The organism is Stenotrophomonas sp. AS1, assembly GCF_048957655.1.
GTDB classification, from domain to species: domain Bacteria; phylum Pseudomonadota; class Gammaproteobacteria; order Xanthomonadales; family Xanthomonadaceae; genus Stenotrophomonas; species Stenotrophomonas bentonitica_A.
Map to the genome: position 1 here is coordinate 540,752 of NZ_JARVXM010000007.1, position 17,508 is coordinate 558,259.

Annotated in this window: 15 protein-coding genes; 11 read left to right on the forward strand and 4 right to left on the reverse strand. The window is 67.3% G+C overall.

Annotation, left to right across the window (positions count from 1 at the left end):
• Positions 1–83 precede the first annotated feature (83 nt).
• Both PV764_RS14310 and PV764_RS14315 read left to right on the forward strand, forming a co-directional pair.
• A complete protein-coding gene (locus tag PV764_RS14310; RefSeq protein ID WP_421116919.1) occupies positions 84–845 on the forward strand; it encodes an SDR family NAD(P)-dependent oxidoreductase in 762 nt (253 codons plus the stop codon).
• Positions 846–1,023: 178 nt separating this feature from the next.
• Complete coding sequence (locus PV764_RS14315) at positions 1,024–1,353, forward strand: DUF3817 domain-containing protein (RefSeq protein WP_421116920.1); 330 nt, start codon at positions 1,024–1,026, stop codon at positions 1,351–1,353.
• 48 nt (positions 1,354–1,401) lie between these two features.
• Here the strand turns inward: PV764_RS14315 and PV764_RS14320 are convergent, their stop codons facing one another.
• The 4 genes from PV764_RS14320 to PV764_RS14335 all read right to left on the reverse strand — a co-directional run bounded on the left by PV764_RS14320 (position 1,402) and on the right by PV764_RS14335 (position 5,789).
• Complete coding sequence (locus tag PV764_RS14320; RefSeq protein WP_070473966.1) at positions 1,402–1,725, reverse strand: thioredoxin family protein; 324 nt, start codon at positions 1,723–1,725, stop codon at positions 1,402–1,404.
• Positions 1,719–2,183, reverse strand: a complete 465-nt coding sequence (locus tag PV764_RS14325) for a flavodoxin (RefSeq protein WP_421116921.1) — start codon at positions 2,181–2,183, stop codon at positions 1,719–1,721. Before PV764_RS14325 ends, PV764_RS14320 begins: the two co-directional genes overlap by 7 nt.
• A gap of 12 nt (positions 2,184–2,195) precedes the next feature.
• Positions 2,196–3,236 carry a ribonucleotide-diphosphate reductase subunit beta gene (locus PV764_RS14330; protein WP_070425230.1) on the reverse strand — a complete coding sequence of 347 codons (1,041 nt, stop codon included), beginning with the start codon at positions 3,234–3,236 and terminating at the stop codon, positions 2,196–2,198.
• Positions 3,237–3,407: 171 nt separating this feature from the next.
• The gene (locus PV764_RS14335; protein WP_421116922.1) at positions 3,408–5,789 is read right to left on the reverse strand and encodes a ribonucleoside-diphosphate reductase subunit alpha; all 2,382 of its coding nucleotides are present in this window, start codon (positions 5,787–5,789) and stop codon (positions 3,408–3,410) included.
• Between the two features lie 470 nt (positions 5,790–6,259).
• On the opposite strand from PV764_RS14335, the gene PV764_RS14340 reads away from it, so the two are divergent.
• From PV764_RS14340 to PV764_RS14380, 9 genes are all read left to right on the forward strand, one after another.
• The gene (locus PV764_RS14340; protein WP_421116923.1) at positions 6,260–7,459 is read left to right on the forward strand and encodes an MFS transporter; all 1,200 of its coding nucleotides are present in this window, start codon (positions 6,260–6,262) and stop codon (positions 7,457–7,459) included.
• Positions 7,456–8,634: an isochorismate synthase gene (locus tag PV764_RS14345; RefSeq protein ID WP_421116924.1), complete on the forward strand. Its 1,179-nt coding sequence runs from the start codon at positions 7,456–7,458 to the stop codon at positions 8,632–8,634. Before PV764_RS14340 ends, PV764_RS14345 begins: the two co-directional genes overlap by 4 nt.
• 16 nt (positions 8,635–8,650) lie before the next feature.
• Positions 8,651–10,303 carry a (2,3-dihydroxybenzoyl)adenylate synthase gene (locus tag PV764_RS14350; RefSeq protein WP_421116925.1) on the forward strand — a complete coding sequence of 551 codons (1,653 nt, stop codon included), beginning with the start codon at positions 8,651–8,653 and terminating at the stop codon, positions 10,301–10,303.
• A complete protein-coding gene (locus tag PV764_RS14355; protein WP_421116926.1) occupies positions 10,303–10,938 on the forward strand; it encodes an isochorismatase family protein in 636 nt (211 codons plus the stop codon). Before PV764_RS14350 ends, PV764_RS14355 begins: the two co-directional genes overlap by 1 nt.
• Positions 10,935–11,186 (forward strand): phosphopantetheine-binding protein, encoded by a 252-nt coding sequence (locus PV764_RS14360; RefSeq protein WP_266084371.1) that lies wholly within the window; start codon positions 10,935–10,937, stop codon positions 11,184–11,186. The genes PV764_RS14355 and PV764_RS14360 overlap by 4 nt, the downstream gene beginning before the upstream one ends.
• Positions 11,183–15,094, forward strand: coding sequence for an amino acid adenylation domain-containing protein (locus PV764_RS14365; protein WP_421116927.1), 3,912 nt, complete (start codon positions 11,183–11,185; stop codon positions 15,092–15,094). The genes PV764_RS14360 and PV764_RS14365 overlap by 4 nt, the downstream gene beginning before the upstream one ends.
• Positions 15,091–15,861 carry a 2,3-dihydro-2,3-dihydroxybenzoate dehydrogenase gene (locus PV764_RS14370; RefSeq protein WP_399617809.1) on the forward strand — a complete coding sequence of 257 codons (771 nt, stop codon included), beginning with the start codon at positions 15,091–15,093 and terminating at the stop codon, positions 15,859–15,861. The genes PV764_RS14365 and PV764_RS14370 overlap by 4 nt, the downstream gene beginning before the upstream one ends.
• 222 nt (positions 15,862–16,083) lie before the next feature.
• Entirely contained in the window at positions 16,084–16,713 is a 630-nt protein-coding gene (locus tag PV764_RS14375; protein WP_019184600.1) for a response regulator transcription factor, read from the forward strand.
• Positions 16,714–16,978: 265 nt separating this feature from the next.
• Positions 16,979–17,482, forward strand: a complete 504-nt coding sequence (locus PV764_RS14380; RefSeq protein WP_421116928.1) for a CS1 type fimbrial major subunit — start codon at positions 16,979–16,981, stop codon at positions 17,480–17,482.
• Positions 17,483–17,508 lie beyond the last annotated feature (26 nt).

Genomic DNA, 17,508 nt, shown 5'->3' on the forward strand with positions numbered 1-17,508 from the left:
TAGTCAAATCAGCATCCGCCGATTTATCCGCGCACGCAACACCAATAGGCTGACAACCATTCCCACAACGCAGGTGTACTGACATGCGCAACGCAACCCGAGTCGTCCTGATCACCGGCGGCAGCCGTGGCCTGGGCCGCAATGCCGCCCTCGCACTGGCCGCCGACGGCGCCGATATCGTGCTCACCTATCGCAGCCAGGCCGGCGCCGCCCAGGAAGTGATCGCGCAGATCGAAGCACTCGGCCGTCGCGCGGCCGCGCTTCCCTTGGACATGGCCGACAGCGCCGGTTTTGCCGCCTTCGCCAGCCAGGTCCGCAGCGTGCTAGATGGCTGGGGCGAGACCCATCTGCAGGGCCTGCTCAACAACGCCGGCGAAGGCCTGCACGCGATGATCGCCGACACCACCGTCGATCAGTTCGACGCCCTGGTCGCGGTCCATCTGAAGGGACCGTACTTCCTGACCCAGGCGGTGTTGCCGCTGCTTGCCGATAGCGGCCGCATCCTCAACGTCTCCAGCGGGCTGGCACGCTTCTCGCTGCCGGGCAGCTCGGCCTACGCGATGATGAAGGGCGGCATCGAAGTGTTTACCCGTTACCTGGCCAAGGAACTGGGCGCCCGCGGCATCAGTGCCAACACGCTCGCCCCCGGCGCGATCGAAACCGACTTCGGTGGCGGCCGCGTGCGCGACGACGCGCAGGTCAATGCGATGGTGTCCTCGGTCACCGCGATGGGCCGCCCGGGCAAGCCGGACGACATCGGTCCGGTGGCGGTGGCGCTGCTGTCGCCGCAGACGGCGTGGATCAACGCGCAGCGGGTGGAAGCGTCGGGCGGCATGTTCGTCTGAGATCGCGGGCGGTCAAAGCGGCCATCGTGTGGCACGCGCGGTTCTCATTGCTGGCAGTGGATCGAGGGCCGGTCACGACCGTGGGTCATGACGCTCTCGGTTGATCGAGTGAGAATGGTTCGCATCAAGAGCCGTCAATGGCTATGATGCGGGTCCTTCCACCACGCTCGAGCCTGCCTTGAAGACTGCTTCGCCACTCAGCCCGATGGGCCGCGTCTTCGCCACGGTGGCTTTCGTCGAAGCCCTGACGTGGGCCGGCCTGTTGATCGGCATGTACTTCAAGTACCACGCAGCGGATCCAACGCCGGTCGGCGTCAAGGTGTTTGGACCGGTGCACGGCGCCGCCTTCATGGTCTACGTCGTGGTGTCGGTCCTGGCTGCGATCCGCTTGCGTTGGCCGTGGTGGGCCGCACTGCTGGCACTGGCCGCGGCGGTGCCGCCATTGGTCACGCTGCCACTGGAATGGTGGTTCAAGCGCCGGGGGCTGCTGTCCACGCCGCTGCGTTGAAGCCCCCACGGCAAGCCCCCGCAACCGCGGGGCCTACCGTCCAGGGCGTCACCCATCGCCCAACACCGCCAGGATCTGCTTCGGCGTCTGGAACCCCGCCAGTCGGGCGGTTTCGTGACCGTCGCGCACCACCAGCAGCGTCGGTGTCTGGCGCAACCCCAGTTCGCGGAACAAGCCCTCACCCACGGTTTCCAGCTTCACCTTCAACACTGTCATCCCGGCGTCCGCGATGGCGCCGGAGACACTGGCCAACGACATCTCCAGCATCCGGCACCCGGGGCAATCGTCCTTGTGGAAGTCCACCAGCAGCGCAGGGTGTTCGCGCAGGGCGGCGTGGTAATCCTCAGCGGTCCGGGCGTGCAGGGTCAGCATGTCGTGGATGTCTCGGTAGTGGCCAACACGGCGTCGGTCCAGTGGTGGATGGCGTGGGTGTCGGCGGCGCCGTGCGGCATCTGCTCGATCTCCAGCACGGGGTACGGGGAGTGGAAGAAGCGCGCCAGGCGGTGCGCGGCGCCGCAGTAGTACTCTTCGCCCCATTGGGTCTCGCCGGTGCCGAATACCGCGGCCGGGAAGGGCAGGGGCAACCCGAAACGGTCCCGCAGCGCGGCCACGCCGTCCTTCATTTCCGCCGGGGTGCGCCCGGCGTTGTCGGTCCATGAACCAAGCAGGCACAGGGCGGGGGGATCGGCGGGCAAGGCCAGGGCGATGTCGCCGGCATCGACGTCGAGCCAGTCCACGCGGTGGCCCAGCGCTTCGCAGCGGGCCCGGACCAGCATGGCGACCTCGCGGGTGTTGCCGCTCAGCGAGGCGAAGGCCAGCAGGATCTGCATCGGCATGCGTCCTTACAGATCGTCGAAACCGTTGTCCGAATTGGTCTTCTTGTAGCTGGCGTTGCGCATCTCGAAGAAGTCGGTCTTGGTTTCGGTGAAGTTGTCGGCGTAGGCCTTGATCCACGGCATCACGTTGACGTTGGTCTCGCTGTACAGCTTCTCGATCCCGAGCATGCCGGCCATCTTGTTGGCGCGGTACTTCACGTAGCGGATCATCTCGTCCACATCGATGCCGTCGATGCCGTCGAGCACTTCCCCGGTCCAACGCGTCTCCAGCTGGATGGCGTGCTCGAAGGCCTCGTGTACGTAGGCGGTCAGCTGCTCGCCCTGCAGGGCAGGGTTCTCACCGATGATGGCGCGGATCAGTTCGCTGATGAACTTGGTGTGGGCCAGCTCGTCGCGGTTGATGAAGCTGATGATCTTGCCGGTGCCGGTCATGCGGTTCTGGCGGACCAGGTTGTAGAAGAACGCGAAGCCCGAGTAGAAGTTGATGCCTTCCAGGATCGAGGACTGGATCAACGCGCGGATCAGCGTCTCGGCGGTCTTCTCGCGCATGAAGTCATCGTAGGACTGCATGATCGGCGCATTGCGGGCCAGGATGGTCGGGTGGGTACGCGCGATCTCGAACACCCGGTTCTGGTCGGCCAGGCCGGCGATCGAGGCCAGCACGTAGCTGTAGCTTTCGTTGTGGATCACTTCCTGCTGGCCGATGATCGCCGCGTTGGCGTGCGCGGCCGGGTCGGTGATGTACTCGGCGACGTTGTAGATGAACCTCGTCTGCGGCGAGTCCAGCGTGGCCAGCAGGCCGATGATCGAGTCGTAGGCGTTCTTCTCGCGGGCATTGAGCTCGCCGTACTGGCGCGCGTCACCCTTCATGTCGACTTCGTCGGGAATCCAGAAGTTGGTCGATAGCTCCTTGTACGCCCGGTAGAACGACGGGTAGGGGATGTCGTTCCAGTTGAGGATGCCACTGGTGCGGCCGTTGATGATGCCGGTGGAGCGGTTGGGGTGGCGCGGTTCGAGGATCTTGATGCGTTCGAGGGGGATGGCCATGAGGGGTATCCTTGCATTCTCTGCGGGCAGTGCGGGTTGCCGGCCAGCGGCCGGCACTACAGGGGCGTGTCTGATGTTGCCGGCCAGCGGCCGGCACTACAGGTCAAGGGGCTGACGACCAACGGTCGTCAGCTACCGGGCTGACCGTCGTCGGTCACCGGGTTGACCGGGTCAGCTGCTGCACCATTCGCATTCGGCGATGTCGATATCGTTGGAGCGCACGTAGTAGGTCGTCTTCAGGCCTTCGCGCCAGGCACTCATGTGCAGCGCGAGCAGGGTGCTGGCGCGGATGGTGCTGGGCACGTACAGGTTGAAGCTGATCGACTGGTCCACGTGGCGCTGGCGGCGGGCGTTCTGGCGGATGCTGGCGAACTGGTCGACCCGGTAGGCGCCTTTCTCGTAGTACGGATAGGTCTCCAGCGACAGGTCCGGCGCAGCCACCGGCCGGCGGAAGTCCTTCTTTTCTTCGTAGTAGAAGGCGCCGTACACCGGGTCGATCGAGGCCGTGGAGCCGGCGATCTGGGCGGTGCTCATGTTCGGGGCCACCGCCATCAGCCAGCCATTGCGCAGGCCGTTGACGCCGACCTGCGCGGCCAGTTCGCGCCAGGCCGGGCTGTCATAGCCACGGGCGCGGAAGTACTCGCCGTTCTGCCACTCGCTGCCGACGAACGCGCTGTAGCGCCCCTTTTCCTTGGCCAGGGTCATGCTGGCCTGGATGGTGAGGTAGTTGATGCGCTCGTACAGGCTGTCGGCATAGTCCTCAGCCTGGGGCGAGTTCCACTCGATCTGCTGCAGGGCCAGCAGGTGGTGCCAGCCGAAGGTACCCAGCCCGATCGCGCGGTACTTGCGGTTGGTGATGGTCGCCTGCGGCACCGGCAGCTGGTTGAGGTCGATCACGTTGTCCAGCATCCGCACCTGGATCGGCACGAGGCGCTCGAGCACGTCGCTGGTCAGCAGGTCCGGCGCGGCCGTGACCGCACGGCCCAGGTTGATCGAGGACAGGTTGCACACCACGAAATCGCCGGCCTGTTTGGTCGTCACGATCTGGTCGCCGCTGATCATCTCCTGGATCATGCGGGTGGGGCTCATGTTCTGCAGGATCTCGGTGCACAGATTGCTGGAGTAGATGCTGCCGGCATGCTTGTTCGGGTTCTTCCGGTTCACTTCGTCCCGGTAGAACATGAAGGGATTGCCGGTCTCCAGCTGGCTCACCATGATCCGCTTGAACAGGTCGATGGCCTTGATCGTGCGCCGGCTGATCCGCTCGTCGGCGACGACCTCCTCGTACTTCTCGCGGAAGCTGCCCTGGCCGCGCTGCTCATCGTGGAAATCCTGCAGGTACCAGCCCTTGATCCGCTTCACCTCGTACGGATCGAACAGGTACCAGTCGCCACGGCGCTCCACCGCTTCCATGAACAGGTCGGGCAGGCACACCGAGGTGAACACGTCGTGCGCGCGCAGGCGCTGGTCGCCGTTGTTCAGGCGCAGATCGAGGAAGGCCTCGATATCGCGATGCCAGACATCCAGGTACACCGCGATCGCGCCCTTGCGCTGGCCGAGCTGGTCCACGCTCACCGCAGTGTTGTTGAGCTGCTTGATCCATGGCACCACGCCGCCGGAGGAATTGGCCACGCCGCGGATCGATGAGCCCGCCGAGCGCACATAGCCCAGGTACGCACCCACCCCACCGCCGTGCTTGGAGACGCGCGCCACGTCGGTGTTGGAGTCGTAGATGCCCTGCAGGCTGTCGTCCACCGTGTCGATGAAGCACGAGGACAGCTGGCCGCCGACCTTGCCGGCATTGGCCAGGGTCGGCGTCGCCACCGTCATGTACAGGTTGGACAGCGCCCAGTAGGCCTCGCGCACCAGCAGCATGCGCCGGCGCCGCGAGCGTTCGCCATGCTCGTGTTCGTGCTGCATCAGGTACAGCGCGATGGTCAGCCAGCGTTCCTGCGGCAGCTCGTACACCGCACGGGAGTGATCGGTGGCCAGGTACCGGGTAGCCAGCAGGTACAGCCCGTTGTAGGCGAACAGCGTGTCGCGCTCGGGCTCGATCATCTGCCCGGCTTCCTCCAGTTCATCCTTGGAATACGCCTTGAGGATGTCGATCGAGTAGACGTTGCGGTCGGCCAGGCTTTCCTGCAGCCCCACGTACGAGCCGTACTTCAGCGTGGCATCGTAGAAGCGGTTCTTGCTGGCGCGCTTGTACAGCCGCCGCAGGTAGAGGCGGGCGGCGAAGTGCTCCCAGTCCGGTGCGGTCAGGTCGATGCGTGATTCGGCCTCGCGGATCAGCAGGTCCACCATCTCATCGGCGCTGAGCTGCTGCCGCCGGGCGATCTGCCCGAGCACGCTGCGCAGATAGTCGGCCACGTCCAGTTGCGGGAACTCGGTATGCACGCTGTGCACCGTGCGTTCCAGCCGCGGCTGGTCGAAGGGCATGCGTCGGTTGCCGCCCTCCTTGGTGATCCACAGTGTTTCACCGCCGGTGGCGGCATCCAGGGCGGTGTCGGTGGGTGGGGTGGCGGTCGAGGCGACGGTGTCGTCGGTGTTCATGCGTTCTCCATGCATGGCGCAGTGCCCAGCAGGCGGCGCGGCAGAGCCGTGCGGCAGCCGGACAGAAGGCGTGATTGGTGGGCAGGCCCTGCGTGTGCAGGAATACGTCGCCAGAGGCTCACATCGGTGGCAACGGGCCTTGCTTCCAGGCGCCGGTCAGGGATACGACGGGGCGTTCTACTACGGCGCGGCGTCGTGACGGTGCACCGGGCCTGGCGGAAGCGGGGAGCCGATGGACACAACATAGTGGGGTCGTGGTGGATCGTCAACCGCAGATGTAGTGCTTTTTTGTCGCAGGGGCGGCGGCCCCGGCGACATGAACATCCCGTACAGACTGCACTATCAAACGCAAATGCGAGCCGTTATCATTTGATGGATCACAGGGCGGTGATGCATTCGCAACCGGATGGCAGAACCGCGCGCGCCCCGGCGCACCGCGTGGTTCAACTTCTTATTGGCTGTGGTGTTCAATGTCTGCACGTCCTGTCGTATCCGGTTTGCCCGCCCTCGTTTCCGCCGCGCTGCTCGGCACCATGGCAATGATGGCGTTCGTGTCCGTGATCGGCCCGGTGGTGCGGGTGTCGGGCCTGGCCGAATGGCACGCCGGGCTGTCGGTCACCGCGGCCGGCGTGTTGTGGATGCTCGCCGCCCGCCGTTGGGGGGCGCTCAGCGATCGCATCGGCCGCAAGCGCGTGCTGCTGATCGCACTGGCCGCTTACGCAGTGATCTATCTGGGGCTGGCGGTCTTCGTGGATGTGGCGCTGACTTCACCGCCGGCTATCTGGGTTTCGGTGCTGGTGCTGGTCGGCACGCGTGCTCTGGTCGGCCTGTTCTACGCCGCCGTGCCACCGACCGCCGCAGCCATCGTTGCCGACCACGCTGCGCCGGGGCAGCGCGGCAGCGTGATGGCCAAGCTCGGCACCGCCAATGCGCTGGGCATGGTGCTGGGTCCTGCCGCCGCCGGCTGGATCGCCTACAAGAACCTCTCCCTCACGCTGTATGTGGCCGCGCTGTTGCCGCTGCTGTCGTTGTTGATGATCTGGTGGCGCCTGCCGAACACCCCGCCGGTCGCCCCGACGCACAACGGCCCCAAGCCAACGCTGGGGCTGGGCGATGCACGCCTGCGGCTGCCGTTGCTGGCCGTGTTCGCCGCGATGATCTCGGTGACCATCGCCCAGGTCACGGTCGGCTTCTTCGCCATCGACCGCCTTCAACTGTCGCCGGCAGATGGCGCACGCATGGCCGGGCTGGCGCTGACCGCGGTCGGCGTCGGCCTGATCTTCGCCCAGGGCCTGGTGATGAAGCTCAAGGACATCCGCCCCACGCGCTGGATCGTGGTCGGCGCGCTGATCTCCGGTCTCGGCTTTGCGTCGGTCGCGCTGGTCAGCGTGCCGTGGCAGCTGCTGGCCAGCTACGCGGTCGCGGCGTTCGGGATGGGCTTCGTGTTCCCCAATTTCCAGGCGCTGGCCGCCGATTCGGTGGAGGCGCACGAGCAGGGCGCCGCCGCCGGCACCGTGGCCTCGGTGCAGGGCATGGGCATGGTGGTCGGGCCGATGATCGGCACACTGCTGTACCGGTGGTCGCCCAGCGCGCCGTATCTGCTGGTCGGCGCGGTGCTGCTGGTCGTGGCGGTCTCTGCCGCGATCCACCGCCAGCGGGGTGCCGCATGAACGAGATGCTGATCAACCACGGAGCCGACGAGCTGACCCACGCGTCCGCCATCGACATGGCCGACGCCCCGTACTTTCTGTTGCGCAGCCCGCAGCAGGCGCTCGAAGCGCAGGGCGTGCGCGCGCGCCTGCCGTCGGGCCCCACCGCCTCGTTGGCCGAACGTGTAGACGCTTTCTTCGCCGCACCGCGCTCCGGCCCGCGGCTGCTGGTCGGCGCGGTGCCGTTCGATCCCGAGCAGGCCGATGCGTTGTACCAGCCCGATCACGTGTCTGGCCAACCCACGGTGGTCCGCGTTGAAACCCCCACACTGGTCGGTGACGTGCTGGCTGAACCGCCTGCGCAGGCCTATGCAGGCGCGGTCGCCACCGCCGTCACGGAACTGCAGCGCACCGATAGTGCGCTGGAAAAGGTCGTGCTGGCCCGCAGCCTGCGGGTCACCACCGCGCAGCCACTGCACCCGCGGGTGCTGGCCGCGCGGCTGGGCAGGGATCCGAGCGTGGCCACTTACGTGGTGCCGGTGCCTTCAGAAGGCGGCCCCGGTCCTGCCTGGCTGGTTGGCGCCACTCCCGAGCTGCTGGTCTCCAAACGTGGCGAGCGCGTGCTGTCGCATCCGCTGGCGGGCTCTGCACGTCGTTCGGCTGATCCTGCCGAGGATGCCCGCGCCGCCGAGGCGCTGCTGGCCTCGGCCAAGGACCATGAAGAGCACCGCCACGTGGTCGAGGCCATCGTTGAAGCGCTGACGCCGCTGTGTCATCGCGTCGAGGCGCAGCCCCAGCCCACGCTGCATGCCACCGCCACCATGTGGCACCTGGGCACGCGCATCCACGGCACCCTCAAGGACGCATCGGTTTCCTCGGCCGCGCTGGTGGCACTGCTGCATCCCACGCCGGCGGTGTGCGGGACACCACGCCACCCCGCACTGGCGCTGATCCGCCAGGCTGAACCGGTGGCGCGCGGTTTCTATGCCGGTGCAGTCGGCTGGACCGATGCCCAGGGTGATGGCGACTGGTACGTGGCAATCCGCTGCGCGCGCGTGCAGGGCACGCAGGTGCGCCTGTATGCCGGTGCCGGCATCGTCGCGGGCTCGCAACCCGATCTCGAGGTGGCCGAAACGGCTGCCAAGTTCATGGCCCTGCTGACCGCGCTCGGCGTCCATGACGTTCGTCCATTCTGATGTGCGGGAGTTGTCCATGAACGCATCCTTCTCTTCCTCCCGGGTGCCGTTGCGCCAGGTCTGGCCGCCGGCCCTGGTCGCGCGCTATCGTGCCGCCGGCCATTGGCGTGGCGAGACCTTCCCGGGCTTCCTGCGCGAGCGTGCCGAACGCTTTGCCGGGGATATTGCGGTGGTCGGGGGTGATACCCGCCTGACATATGCCCAGCTGTGGCAGGAAGCCGGCCGCATCGGCGCCGGTCTGCTCGCGCAGGGCATGGCCCCGGGCGACCGGGTCGTGGTCCAGCTTGGCAACGTGCCCGAGTTCATCACCGTGGTGTGCGGGTTGTTCCGTGCCGGGCTGATCCCGGTCTACGCATTGCCTGCGCACCGCATCACCGAAGTCGCGCATTTCGCCCGCAAGGCCGAGGCGAGTGCCTATATCGCTGCAGTGAGCTACGACGGTTTCGACTACCGCACGCTGGCGCGCGATCTCCAGGCGCAGGTGCCGGCAGTGCAGCACGTGATCATCGTGGGTGAGGGCGGCGGGTTCACCGCGCTGGAGGCTCTGGCAGGCGATCTTGAGCAGCTGCCACCCGATCCGGACCCGCAGTCCGTGGCCTTCCTGCAGATCTCCGGCGGCAGCACCGGCCTGTCCAAGTTGATCCCGCGCACGCATGACGACTACCTGTATTCATTCCGCGCCAGCAATGCGATCTGCGGCATCACCCAGGACAGCGTCTATCTGGTCGCGCTGCCCGCCGCGCACAATTTCCCGATGAGCTCACCCGGCTTCTTTGGCACGCTGTATGCCGGTGGCCGGGTGGTGCTCAGCCCGGGTGCCGGCCCGGAGACTGCGTTCGCCCTGATCGCACGCGAACGGGTCACCTGTGTCGGCCTGGTGCCGCCGCTGGCGCTGCTCTGGGCGCAGGCGGCCGCGACGACGACACAGGATCTGTCCAGCCTGCAGGTGGTGCAGGTCGGTGGCGCCAAGCTGGTGCCGGAAGCGGCACGCCGCGTGATCGCCGGGCTGGGCTGCACGCTGCAGCAGGTGTTCGGCATGGCCGAGGGGCTGGTCAACTACACCCGTCTGCACGACAGCGAAGAGATCATCGTCTCCACGCAGGGCCGCCCGATCAGCGAGGACGATGAAGTGCTGGTGGTCGACGACCACGGTCATCCCGTCGCAGAAGGTGAGACCGGGCATCTGCTCACCCGCGGCCCGTACACCATCCGCTGCTACCACAACGACCCGGCGGCCAATGCGCGCGCCTTCACCGAGGACGGTTTCTACCGTACCGGCGACATGGTGCAGCGCCTGCCCGGCGGTTATCTGGTCGTGCAGGGCAGGGCCAGCGACCACATCAACCGGGCTGGCGAGAAGATTTCCGCCGAAGAAATCGAAGACCATCTGCTGGCACACCCCAGCGTGTTCGATGTGGCCGTGGTCTCGATTCCCGACGCGTACCTTGGCGAGCGCAGCTGCGCCTTCATCATTGCCCAGGGCGAGCCGACCAAGGCCGCCAGCCTCAAGGCCTGGGTGCGCAGCCGCGGCCTGGCCGCGTTCAAAGTGCCGGACCAGATCGTGTTCGTCGATGCCTTCGGCACCACGGCGGTCGGCAAGATCAGCCGCCGCGAGCTGCGTGCCCAGCTGCGCGAACGGTTCATGCAACAGACAGGAGAAACGCGCTGATGGCGCTGCCAACGATCCAACCGTACCCCCTGCCGACCCAGGCCGAGCTGCCCACCCCGCGCGGCGCCTGGCAGCCGCAGAGCGAGCGCCTGGCGCTGCTGGTACATGACATGCAGCGGTACTTCCTGGCCGCGTTCGCGCCGGACACCGCACCGCTGGCCCCGGCCGTGGCCAACATCGCGCGCCTGCTCGCGCATTGCCGTGCGCGTGGCATCCCGGTGATCTATACCGCCCAGCGCGGCCACCAGGACCGCCGCGATCGCGGCCTGCAGGCGGATCTGTGGGGCCCGGGCATGTCCGCAACCGACGAGCACGAAGCCATCATCGAGGCCGTGGCACCGCAGCCGGGCGACCACGTGCTGGTCAAACACCGCTACAGCGCCTTCCAGCGCAGCAACCTGGAAACGATGATGCGCGCCCGTGGCCGCGACCAGTTGCTGGTCACCGGTGTCTATGCGCACATCGGCTGCACCGCCACCGTGGCCGAAGGCTTCCAGCGCGACATCGAGAGCTTCATCGCTGCCGATGCCGTCGCCGATTTCTCGCGCGCCGACCACGACCTGGCCCTGCATTGGATCGCCCGTACCTGCGGCATCCCGATGACCACCGATCACCTGCTGGAGACGCTCGCATGACCGCACTCACCCTGGAGCGCATGCGCGCCGATGTCGCCGAGATGATCGGCGAAGCGCCCGAGGACATCAGCAACGATGAGAACCTGATGGACCTCGGGCTCGATTCGATGCGGGTACTGGGGCTGGTACTGGCCTGGGGCAACACCGGTATCGCGCTGGAGTTCAGCCACCTGGCCGAGCACGCCACGCTGGGCGGCTGGTGGACGGTGGTGCAGCGCCTGCAGGCCCAGGCCGCGGCTGGCGCATGAACGCACGTGCGGTGCCGGGTCCGGACGCGCGCCTCCTTCGCGGGCTGAGCGAGGCCCAGGCCGGCTTGTGGTACGCCCAGCGCCTGGCGCCGGACAATCCCGCCTTCAATACCGCCCATGCGGTGTGGATCGAGGGCGGACTGGACGTGGCTGCATTCGTGCGCGCTGCGGATCAGGCCGCGTATGAATCCGACGCGCTGGCATTGCGTATCGTCGAAAACGCACAGGGCCTGCCCGAGCAGTGGGTGGACCGGCAGCACACGCCCGCGCTGCAGGTGGTGGATCTGTCCGGCCATCCGGACCCGGCCGCCGCCGCCCGCGACGCCATGCAGCGCGACCGGCTCAGCCCGGTCGATCCCGCCCGCGACCGCCTCAGCCAGCAGCGCCTGTTCCTGCTCGGCCGGGGCCGCAGCGTCTGGTACCTGCGCGTGCATCACCTGGCGACCGATGGCTACGGGATGGGCCTGCTCACCGAGCGGGTCTGCGCGCTGTACGCAGGCAACGCCGCACAGGGTGCGCTGGCGCCGCTGGCGCCGGTGCTCGATGAAGACGCGCAGTATCGTGACAGCGAGCGCCGCACGCGCGACGCCGCGTACTGGCGTGAGCTCATGTCGGATGCACCCGCGGCCGCGGGCCTGCAGGCTGGCCTCGGTGCCGCGGCGGCGGATGCACTGCGCCACGTGGCGCCCATCGATCCCACACTGCGGGCGCGCCTGCACACCGCAGCCGCCGCCATCGGCCAGCCCTGGCCGGATCTGCTCACCGCGCTTGGCGCCGAGTACTGCCGCCGCATCAGTGGTGAAACCGAAGCGGTGATCGGCGTCCCGTTCATGGGCCGCCTGGGCAGCGTCTCGGCCCGCGTTCCGGCGATGGTGATGAATGTGCTGCCCCTGCGGCTCAAGTCCGGCGAGGGCAGCGTGGACACTTTCGTACGCGACGTCGCCCTGCGGCTGATGCGCGGCCGTCGCCACGGACGTTACCGCGGTGAACAACTGCGTCGCGATCTCGGCTTGATCGGTGGCCAGCGTCGCCTGCATGGCCCGCTGGTCAATGTGCAGCCGTTCTATCGTCCGCTGCAGCTGGACGGCGTGCACGCGACGCTGGAGATTCTGTCCACCGGCCCGGTTGACGACGTGACGCTGGGCTTTCGTGGCGATGGCGCCGCCGTGCTCGATCTGGAGATCGAGGCCAACCCGGCGCTGTATACCCGCGCGCAGGTGCGGGCCCATGCCGCACGCCTGCTGCATTTCGTGTCGGCCGCACTGGACGTGCAGGCTGCCGGTGGCCCCATCGCCTCGGTGCCGCTGTGTACGCCGGAGGAGGCCCAGCGCTATCTCTACGAGGTCAACGCCACCGCACGTCCGGTGCCCGAGGTCAGCCTCGCCGCGCTGATCACCGCGCGCATGGCGCGCACGCCCGACGCCGTGGCCGTGGTCTACGGCGCGCAGCAGCTGACCTTCGCCGAGCTGGAGCAACGCAGCCGGGCGCTGGCGCTGCACCTGCAGGCACAGGGAACCGGCCGCGAGGCGAGGGTGGTCGTGGCACTGCCGCGCTCGCTTGAGCTGGTCATCGCGCTGGTCGCCGTGCTGCGCGCGGGCGGCGCCTACCTGCCGGTGGACCTGGCCCACCCCGATGAGCGCCTGGCGCGGATCCTGCGCTCGGCCGGGCCGGTCTGCGTACTGGCGCTGGAGCAGGACCGCCACCGGTTCCCCGGGATGACCGTGCTCCCGCCGACGCAGTGGCCGCACGCCAGCGACGGCGAACTCGGCACCGTGCCGCAGCCGGACGATGCCGCCTACGTCATCTACACCTCCGGCTCCACGGGCGAGCCCAAGGGCGTGCTGATCGAGCACCGCGCCATCGTCAATCGCCTGGAATGGATGCGCACGCATTACGGTATCCAGCCGGACGATTGCATCCTGCAGAAAACCCCGTCCACCTTCGATGTCTCGGTCTGGGAGTTCTTCCTGCCGTTGATCAGTGGCGCCACCCTGGTGGTCGCACCGCCCGAAGCGCATCGCGATCCACTCGCCCTGGCCGCGTTGATCCGCGAGCACTCGATCACCACGCTGCATTTCGTGCCGTCGATGCTGGCCGCGTTCCTGGCTGCGCCAGCGGCCCGTGGGCTGCAACTGCGCCGGGTCTTCACCAGTGGCGAAGCGCTGGATGCCGCCTTGCGCGACCGCTTCCATGCCACCGTCCAGGCCGAGCTGCACAATCTGTATGGGCCGACCGAAGCTGCCGTGGATGTGAGCTGGTGGCCGGCCAGTCGCGACGACGCCTCCCAGCCCGTGCCGATCGGTTTCCCGGTCTGGAATACGCAGCTGTACGTGCTTGATGCGCGGATGCAGCCGCTGCCACCCGGTGTCGCAGGGGATCTGTACCTGGGCGGGGTGCAGCTGGCGCGCGGCTACCTCGGCCGCGACGACCTCACCGCCGAGCGCTTCCTGGCCGATCCCTTCGTGCCGGGCAACCGCCTGTATCGCACCGGCGATGTGGCGCGCTGGCGTGAGGATGGGGCGGTGGAATACCTCGGTCGCAACGATCATCAGATCAAGCTGCGCGGCCTGCGCATCGAACTTGGCGAGATCGACGCCGCCCTGCGCACGGCACCGGGCATCAGCCGGGCCGACGTCCTGCTGCGCGAAGATCGCCCCGGCGAGCCGCGGCTGGTGGCCTACCTCAATGCGGGCAGCCCGCAGGCGGATGAGCTGCGCACCCACCTGGCCACCCGCCTGCCGGATTACATGGTGCCCAGCGCATTCGTTGTACTGGAGCACTGGCCGGTCACCGCCAACGGCAAGCTGGATCGTGCCGCGCTGCCGGCCCCGGCGCAGCGTGTATCCGAGGGTGTGGAGCCGCGCACCGGCACCGAACAGGCGCTGGCGCAGCTGTTCGCCGAGACCCTGGGGCTGGGCAGCGCGGTCGGTGCCGACGCCGACTTTTTCGCCCTGGGCGGTGACTCGCTCAGCGCCGTGCACCTGCTGCTGGCGATCCAGCAGCGCTGGCGCTGCGATCTCGGCCTCGGCGCGGTGTTCGCTGCCCCCACGGTTGCGGCGCTGGCCGCCCGTATCGACGCACCGCCAGCGGCTACCGATCACGGGCTGGCGCCGATGATCCAGCTGGCCGCTGGTGACCCGGCGCTGGCGCCGCTGTTCGTGATCCACCCGGCCGGTGGTATCGCGTGGAATTATCGTGACCTGGCCCGGGCGCTCGCCCCGGCCCGCGAGGTGCAGGGCCTCCAGTCGCCCGTGCTTGATCCTGCCCAGCCACTGCCGGCCAGCATCGAGGCACTGGCGGCCAGCTATGCCGAGCGCATCCTCGCGCTGGGCCGGCCCGGCCCGGTGCATCTGCTTGGCTGGTCGGTCGGCGGCATCCTTGCCCAGGCGATGGCGGTGCACCTGCGCGCGCTCGGCCACGAGGTCGGGGTACTGGCGCTGCTGGATGCCTATCCCAGCGAGTGCTGGCGTGCCGAACCCGAGCCGGACCCGATCGCCGCGCTGCGCGCCCTGCTGGCCATCGCCGGCCATGACCCGGAGGCGCATCCCGAGCTGGACAGCCGTGAGCGGATCCTGGCGTTCCTGCGCCGGGGCGACAGCGCGCTGGGCAACCTCCCCGATGTGGTCCTCGATGGCGTGGTGCGTGCGGTCACCGGCACCAACCGGCTGATCCGCGCCCATCACCACACACGTTACGACGGTCCGCTGCTGCACGTCCGTGCCGGCCGCGACCATCTCGACCGCCCGCAGCTGCAATCGGCCCTGTGGCAGGCGCATGCCGCCAGCGTCGAAGCGATTGAACTTCCTTTCCTGCACGCTGAACTCACCGGCCGCGATGCCGTGGCGCAGATCGCGCCATGGCTCGATGCGCAGCTTCAGCGCTCTGAAACGATCAGGACACCCGCATGAAACTCACCGGATTCGACGGCACCATCGCCTTGGTCACTGGCGCGGGCGGCGGCATTGGCGCGGCACTGGCCGAGCACCTTCACGACAGCGGCTGCACCGTGATCGCGACGGATCTTGAGGCCCCCGTGTTCGCCGCGCGGGCAGGGCAGCCGCGCCTCCACGCCTGCGCGCTCGACGTGAGTGATCCAGTTGCGGTGGAGGCACTGGTTACCTGGATCGAAGCCAGGATCGGTGCGATCGGCTTTGCCATCAATGTGGCCGGTGTCCTGCAGACCGGTACGGTCGTGGAGACGGATGACGCGCAATGGCGCCGCGTCTTCGCGGTCAATACCGATGGCGTGTTCCACGTCTCGCGTGCCGTCGCACGGGTGATGTCGCCGCGGCGGAAAGGCGCCATCGTCACGGTCAGCTCCAATGCCGCGGGCGTACCCCGGCACGGCATGGCCGCCTATGCCGCATCCAAAGCGGCCGCGACCATGTTTACCCGTTGCCTCGGCCTGGAACTGGCACCGCTCGGCATCCGCTGCAACATCGTGGCGCCCGGCTCAACCCTGACCCCGATGCAGACCGGGATGTGGGCCGGACCCGAGGGCGAGCAGCGCGTGATTGAAGGGAGTTTGGAAACATACAAGGTAGGCATTCCCCTGCAGAAAATCGCTCGCCCGAATGACATCGTGTACGGGGTCATGTTTCTTCTCTCCGACCAGGCCGGTCATATCGCGATGAGCGATCTGTATGTCGACGGTGGCGCAACGCTGCGCGGTTGAACGGCGGCCAGAACGGAACTACGCCGCAGATTCACGTTTATGCAAGTTGATTCATAGTTTGGGGTGCCGCGCTTCGCCTAAGGTTCACCCGAAACAATCACAACTGCCTGCCGCGTTCCTGCCGGCAGGCCGTTGAGCGAGAGTTTCAGAACGCATTCGTCATCGCCCAGTGTGGCGAGGCCATGCGCCGTGCGCGTGTAACTTCAATTCACGGGCTCTTGCATGAAAAACATACTGATTGCGGACGATCATCCAGTGGTCCGCGTGGGCCTCCAGTGCCTGCTTGCCCGGCACCCCGGGGTACGGGTCATCGGCGAAGCAGCGGATCCCGAGCAACTCGAAGTCCTGCTGGCAGAAAAGACGTGCGACCTGGTCATCACCGACCTGTCCATGCCGTGGGGCGGTCGCCCCGATGGCGTGCGCATGCTGGAAAGCATCCGCCGTGATCACGGCCATGTGCGATTGATCGTCGTCACCTCCTTCACCAACCTGCAGGTGCTTCGAGCGGTGGTGCGGCTGGGCGTGGAGGGCATCCTGGAGAAAACCGGCGGCCTGTCCGACCTGCTGGCCGCAGTGGACTGCGTCCTCGGCGGCCGTACCTATTTCTCCGGTGATCTTGCCCAGCGCTTGCGCTCCGGTCGCAACCGCACCGGGCTCAGCTCGCGCGAGAGCGAAGTCATCCGGCTGCTCGCGCACGGCCTGAGTGTCAAGGAAATCGCCGATGTGCACCGGCGAACGATCAGCACCATCAGCCGCCAGAAAGGCGCGGCAATGCGTCGGCTGGGCCTGCGCTCGGACTATGAGCTGCTCGACTACGCAAAATCCACTGGATTGTCTCCCGGCGGGCACTGAGCCGCCGTTGTGGGAGCAGCGGTGCATCGGGAATGCCGCTGATGAGAACCCGGCGACAGCGTCGATATGGGGGCGATCGGCGCGTGCGATTGCACCCATTTTTCCAGTCAATCGTCCAATGCTGCACGCATTTCATTTTTGTCAAGTTGTTGCATGGTGCAACGCAGCTTGCATCTCTATTGTTGCGTCCTGTCCGCAGGCGCCGACGTTCGGCTTCTCTTGCCTGCGGTCAGTTTCTCTACTCATTACGCAAGGAAAGATCGCAATGACTCTGCTCAGAAAGCTGTCCCTGGCCGCCGCGCTGGTCACCGTTTCGCTGTCCGCCAATGCATTCGACGCCGACATCAAGGTCTGGGCCAACGTCGATCCGACCCTGGCTCTGCTCAAGGCCGATGGCACGGCGCTGGATTCGGTGGTCAACATGGTCCACAACCCGGTCAGCGGCCTGGTGCCCTGGTCGCAGCAGGTGCGCATCTACTCCAACGATGAAAGCAAGGACATCGAAGTGCGTGTTGGCAGCACCCCGCAGCTGCTCAACACCGATGGTGGCGGCACGCCGGTGCCGCTGACCGTCAGCCTCAATGGCAGGGCGCTGACCGTGGCGGCGCAGGATTTCACCGCATCCGACCTGTTCGATGGCGCCATGCCCGGTGCGTCGATCCCGATGGCGCTGCGTATCGCGCAGACCAGCCCAGCGCCGATCACCCGCGGTGGCCGCTACGAAGGCATCGTCACCATCGCCATGCAGCAGAAGACCACCAGCCCGTAAGGCACCCGCGCCGGCCCGCTTGCCGG

Excerpts from the sequence above, each read along its gene's own strand:
- PV764_RS14330 (WP_070425230.1), bottom strand. The coding sequence starts at position 3,236 with ATGGCCATCCCCCTCGAACGCATCAAGATCCTCGAACCGCGCCACCCC.
- PV764_RS14345 (WP_421116924.1), top strand. The coding sequence starts at position 7,456 with ATGAACGAGATGCTGATCAACCACGGAGCCGACGAGCTGACCCACGCG.
- PV764_RS14365 (WP_421116927.1), top strand. The coding sequence starts at position 11,183 with ATGAACGCACGTGCGGTGCCGGGTCCGGACGCGCGCCTCCTTCGCGGG.
- PV764_RS14380 (WP_421116928.1), top strand. The coding sequence starts at position 16,979 with ATGACTCTGCTCAGAAAGCTGTCCCTGGCCGCCGCGCTGGTCACCGTT.
- PV764_RS14360 (WP_266084371.1), top strand. The coding sequence starts at position 10,935 with ATGACCGCACTCACCCTGGAGCGCATGCGCGCCGATGTCGCCGAGATG.
- PV764_RS14370 (WP_399617809.1), top strand. The coding sequence starts at position 15,091 with ATGAAACTCACCGGATTCGACGGCACCATCGCCTTGGTCACTGGCGCG.
- PV764_RS14335 (WP_421116922.1), bottom strand. The coding sequence starts at position 5,789 with ATGAACACCGACGACACCGTCGCCTCGACCGCCACCCCACCCACCGAC.
- PV764_RS14325 (WP_421116921.1), bottom strand. The coding sequence starts at position 2,183 with ATGCAGATCCTGCTGGCCTTCGCCTCGCTGAGCGGCAACACCCGCGAG.
- PV764_RS14310 (WP_421116919.1), top strand. The coding sequence starts at position 84 with ATGCGCAACGCAACCCGAGTCGTCCTGATCACCGGCGGCAGCCGTGGC.
- PV764_RS14350 (WP_421116925.1), top strand. The coding sequence starts at position 8,651 with ATGAACGCATCCTTCTCTTCCTCCCGGGTGCCGTTGCGCCAGGTCTGG.
- PV764_RS14340 (WP_421116923.1), top strand. The coding sequence starts at position 6,260 with ATGTCTGCACGTCCTGTCGTATCCGGTTTGCCCGCCCTCGTTTCCGCC.
- PV764_RS14320 (WP_070473966.1), bottom strand. The coding sequence starts at position 1,725 with ATGCTGACCCTGCACGCCCGGACCGCTGAGGATTACCACGCCGCCCTG.
- PV764_RS14375 (WP_019184600.1), top strand. The coding sequence starts at position 16,084 with ATGAAAAACATACTGATTGCGGACGATCATCCAGTGGTCCGCGTGGGC.
- PV764_RS14355 (WP_421116926.1), top strand. The coding sequence starts at position 10,303 with ATGGCGCTGCCAACGATCCAACCGTACCCCCTGCCGACCCAGGCCGAG.